Origin of the sequence: Fulvivirga sp. (assembly GCF_040220315.1) — a bacterium.
GTDB lineage: Bacteria > Bacteroidota > Bacteroidia > Cytophagales > Cyclobacteriaceae > Fulvivirga.
In genome coordinates this window covers 1-4,673 of sequence record NZ_JAVJUY010000181.1, presented here as the reverse complement: position 1 = coordinate 4,673, position 4,673 = coordinate 1, and the positions used below count along the sequence as shown (strand labels likewise).

Sequence of the window (4,673 nt, the reverse complement as noted above, 5' to 3'; positions counted from 1 at the left end):
AGCCTTCTGAAGTCTTGGGGCATGAAGTTGGAGAATGGCATGTTAGCCATGACAAGTTAGTGGAATACATGCGGGCGCTTGACAGAGCTTCTGACAGAATAACCTTTGAAGTGATTGGCGAAACATATGAAGGAAGGCCATTGATCAATCTGATTATCACTTCACCAGCCAACCACGATAATATCGATAATTTACAAAAGGAGCATGTTGCACTTACAGACCCTAATCAATCTTCTCAACTTCCCATTCAAGATATGCCTGCGGTATTTTACATGGGCTACAGCATACATGGAAATGAACCAAGCGGAAGCAATGCTTCTTTGTTAGTGGCCTATTATCTGGCAGCTGCTCAAGGAAATAATATTGATGAAATTCTAAATGAAACTATTATTTTACTTGACCCAAGTTTTAATCCTGATGGACTTAACCGATTCGCCAGTTATGTAAATGCGAATAAAAGCACAAACTTGTTTGACGACCCTAATAACAGGGAACTGAATGAACCCTGGCCAAGTGGAAGAACCAATCATTATTGGTTTGATTTAAACAGGGATTGGCTTGTTACTCAATTACCAGAATCACAGGCTCGTATTGCACAATTTCATAAGTGGAAGCCTAATCTTCTAACCGATCATCATGAAATGGGAAGCAATAGTACCTTCTTTTTTCAGCCGGGTATTCCTTCAAGAAATAACCCAAAAACACCGCAAAAAGTATATGAACTCACAGCAGAATTAGGAAGGTTTCATGCCCGGGCTTTAGATAGTATTGGCTCTCTCTATTACACTCAAGAAAGTTATGATGACTTTTATTACGGTAAAGGCTCTACTTACCCTGACATTAATGGAGGAATTGGAATTTTATTCGAACAGGCTAGCTCTCGCGGGCATGCCAGGGAAACTGAGAATGGTGTATTAACCTTTCCTTTTACAATAAAAAATCAGTTTAATACAGCTCTTTCATCACTTAAAGGATTAAATAAAAACAGAGAAGCTTTCCTCAATTATCAGAGAAGCTTTTTTAAAGACTCTTACAATGAAGCATCAAAATCTGGACAAGCCGCTATTGTATTTGGCTCTGACGACAAATGGAGAAATTACCACTTGGCAGAGTTGATGGACAGACATGGTATTTCTGTTTATCAAAGCAAATCTGGAGCAACCATCTCGGGTCGTTCTTATAATAATGACGAGTCTTTTGTTGTTCCCTTAAACAATCCCAACTATCGGCTTATTAAAGCTATGTTTGATGTCACTACAACGTTTCAGGATAGTTTGTTTTATGATGTTTCGGCCTGGACCCTACCGATGGCCTTCAATGTGGATTATCAAACACTTGGCACAAAAAATTTCAATACCAATATGTTAGGCAACCCATTCAGTTCTTCATTAAAACCAAAAGGCAAAATTATTGGAGGCAATTCTGATTACGCCTATGCTTTTGAATGGAATGACTACTACGCACCAAAAGTTTTGAATTACCTTCTTAAAAATGGCTATAAGCTAAAAGTAGCCACTAATAAGTTCAATTCAGGAAACAAGTCTTTTAACCTTGGCACTATTTTGATTCCAGTGGGAATTCAATCCAAATCAAAAGAAGAGATTAATGCCACACTGAAATTTTTGAGTAATGATATAGGTACAACTTTCTATGCCCTTCAATCAGGGTTAAATTATGAAACTGTTAGCTTAGGTAGCCCGTCTTTTGAGGCACTAACGCTACCATCTATTGCTGTTTTAGTAGGTGAAACTGTTCGTTCGTATGACGCTGGGGAAGTTTGGCATTTGTTCGACCAAAGAATGGATATGGAAGCCACACTCTTACCAGTAGATAGATTAGGAAGAGTTTCATTGGATCGATACAATGTTATTGTAATGGTGGACGGCTATTACTCCGCACTATCCATTAACGATGCGGAAAAACTAAAAGAATGGGTGAAAAATGGTGGATTGATTGTAGGTTCACAGGGTGCATTGAAATACCTTCATAAAATTGGTTTAGGCAAGTTTGAAATGAAAAAATCTCCTAAATCCGATTCTTCTCAATACAGAAAATACTCAGACATAGATGCCTTTGAGGGTGCTCAAGAAATAGGTGGGGCTATTTTTAATACCAAAATAGATTTAACCCATCCTTTATTTTATGGTTATTACAATGAGTATTTACCTGTTTTTCGAAATTCTGAAGATTTTCTAACTGTTTCCAAAGGCGCCTATGCCAACCCAATGATGTATACCGAAAATCCTTTATTAAGTGGCTACATCTCCAAGGAGAACCTTGAATTACTAAAGAATAGCTCTGGTGTTGGCATTTCATCATTTGGATCAGGGAAAATCATTGGTTTTACTGACGATCTCAATTTCAGAGCATTTTGGTATGGAACCAACAAAGCTTTTTTAAACGCCATTTTCTTTGGTAAGTTGGTTGACAGATCAGCCAATAGGTGATAATCGATTGGAACTGACTATTTATAATTGTAATTTCAATTATTAAAGATATTTTGGCACAGTTTTGGACTATCTTTGATTGAATTAAATGATCATGAAAGCGCTTAAATACATATTCTTTTTTTGTCTGTCAATGGTTCTTTTAGGCGAAACCTACGCCCAAAAAGAAACGATTGATGATGTGAAAAATGCGATTAAGTCGGGTAGTTCAAAAGAGGTTTCCAAACATTTTGATGCCAATGTGGATGTGACCATCGATTCCGATATTCAAACCTACAGCAAAATTCAGGCAGAATATGTCTTTAAAGACTTCTTTAAAAATAATCCACCTACAAGCTTTACCATTGTGCATCAGGGGTCATCTAAGGGTGGCTTGCCCTATGCCATTGGCCAATACATTAGTAACGGACAAACTTTTAGAGTTTGGATGCGAATAAAAGGCTCTGGAGAGCGCTATCTAATCAATGAAATTTCCTTTATCAAGGAATAAAACCGTTTCAAACATGTCGTTGGCCTATTTATCTGATAAATCAATTAAACAGTTTATTAAATCTGCCTTGGCAGAAGATATTGGCGATGGAGACCACTCCTCGCTATCATCCATTCCTCAGAACCATACCAGCAAAGCGCGACTCTTAGTAAAAGATGAAGGCATTTTGGCTGGGGTTGATTTGGCACAGAAGATATTTAAAGAAGTAGACCCTGAGCTTGAATTAAAATTATTGATGAAAGATGGTGATACCATGCAATCCGGAGATGTGGCTTTTGAAGTTTCAGGCAGTGCCAGATCTATTCTTACGGCAGAAAGATTAGTGCTAAACTGTATGCAGCGTATGAGTGGTATAGCTTCTTACACGCATCATATGTGTTCATTAATAAAAAATACTAAGGCCAAAATACTAGATACCAGAAAAACTACGCCAAATTTTAGAATTGCAGAAAAGTGGGCCGTGGCAATTGGTGGCGGGAAAAACCACCGATTTGGGCTTTACGATATGATTATGTTAAAAGACAACCATATCGATTATGCAGGAAGTATTACCAAAGCTGTTCAATCAACCCAGAAATACCTTAAAGAAAAAGGAAAGCAACTTGCCATTGAAGTTGAAACAAGAAATTTGGATGAGGTGAAAGAAGCCCTCTCCGTAGGTGATGTAGATGTTATTATGCTTGATAACATGATGCCTTCAACTATGAGAGAGGCTGTGAAACTTATCAATGGCACGTGCAAGATAGAAGCGAGTGGCGGTATCACTGAAATGAATATTGCTGAAGTGGCCGAGTGCGGAGTGGATTTTATTTCGGTAGGTGCACTCACTCATTCTGTTAAAAGCAAAGACCTGAGTTTAAAGGCATTCTAATACTCCAAAAAAGAACGCACCTATAAAACAATTATTAATCGTATGAATTAAGTTTGCACCTCATTTGAAGATGTGGAGTAAATAATAGAAGAGATGATTGTTAAAACTAAGAAATACAAACTCGAGAGTGGAACCTACATTAAACTAGCACTATTAAGTGTTTTGAAACAACAATGGTGGGTGTCGCTCATTGTTTTGGCCATCTGCGCAGGATATTTCTGGATTCCAAATATTTGGTGGTTCATTGGAGCAGGAATTGGGCTGGTGCTCTACATTTTATTTTGGTTAATACAGTTTGCTGGAGTTACACAACTCGATCAGACTAAAATGCTATTTGAAAAACTAGCCTATGAAATAACCAGTCAGCAAGTGCTTATTAAGTTGAACAATAAGCAAGGTATGCCTTTGAAATGGGAACAAATTAAAAGAGGTAAAGTAGGGAAAAACTACTTGCTATTGGTTGTAAATAAAGCACAGCTGATTCATTTGCCATTTAAAATTTTCAACTCTGATAATGAACGTAAATTTGTAGAGAGCATAATGAAGCGTAAAGGCTTAATTAAATAATGTTCTCTAACGATTACGAGAAACCTAAAAAGAAATTATCCCCGAAAGAGGCCAAATTAAAAGCAGCAGATTACTGTGCCTATCAGGAAAGATCTCAGCAACAAGTAAGAGACAAGCTTTACACCTATGGTTTATACAGCGAGGATGTAGAGCGCATTTTAAGTGAATTAATCACAGAAAATTTTATTAATGAAGAGCGTTTTGCGATCGCTTATGCAGGAGGCAAGTTTCGAGTAAAAAAGTGGGGCAGAAACAAGATTCTCCAGGGCTTAAACCAGCATCGTGTAAGCAATTATTG

At 37.5% G+C, this 4,673-nt stretch carries 5 protein-coding genes; all 5 read left to right on the top strand.

What is annotated here, in order from left to right; translation table 11 throughout:
- Positions 1-2,447, top strand: a 2,447-nt coding sequence (locus tag RLO81_RS08725) for a M14 family metallopeptidase (protein WP_350110159.1), incomplete at its 5' end; no start/stop codon positions are given.
- 94 nt (positions 2,448-2,541) lie between these two features.
- Entirely contained in the window at positions 2,542-2,937 is a 396-nt protein-coding gene (locus tag RLO81_RS08720) for a DUF4783 domain-containing protein (RefSeq protein WP_350110156.1), read from the top strand.
- 13 nt (positions 2,938-2,950) lie between these two features.
- Positions 2,951-3,808 (top strand): carboxylating nicotinate-nucleotide diphosphorylase, encoded by an 858-nt coding sequence (gene nadC / locus RLO81_RS08715; RefSeq protein WP_350110162.1) that lies wholly within the window; start codon positions 2,951-2,953, stop codon positions 3,806-3,808.
- A 93-nt stretch (positions 3,809-3,901) separates the two neighbouring features.
- Positions 3,902-4,375, top strand: coding sequence for a YcxB family protein (locus RLO81_RS08710; protein WP_350110153.1), 474 nt, complete (start codon positions 3,902-3,904; stop codon positions 4,373-4,375).
- A partial coding sequence (locus RLO81_RS08705; RefSeq protein ID WP_350110150.1) for a regulatory protein RecX occupies positions 4,375-4,673 on the top strand: 299 nt, incomplete at its 3' end. The genes RLO81_RS08710 and RLO81_RS08705, both read left to right, overlap by 1 nt.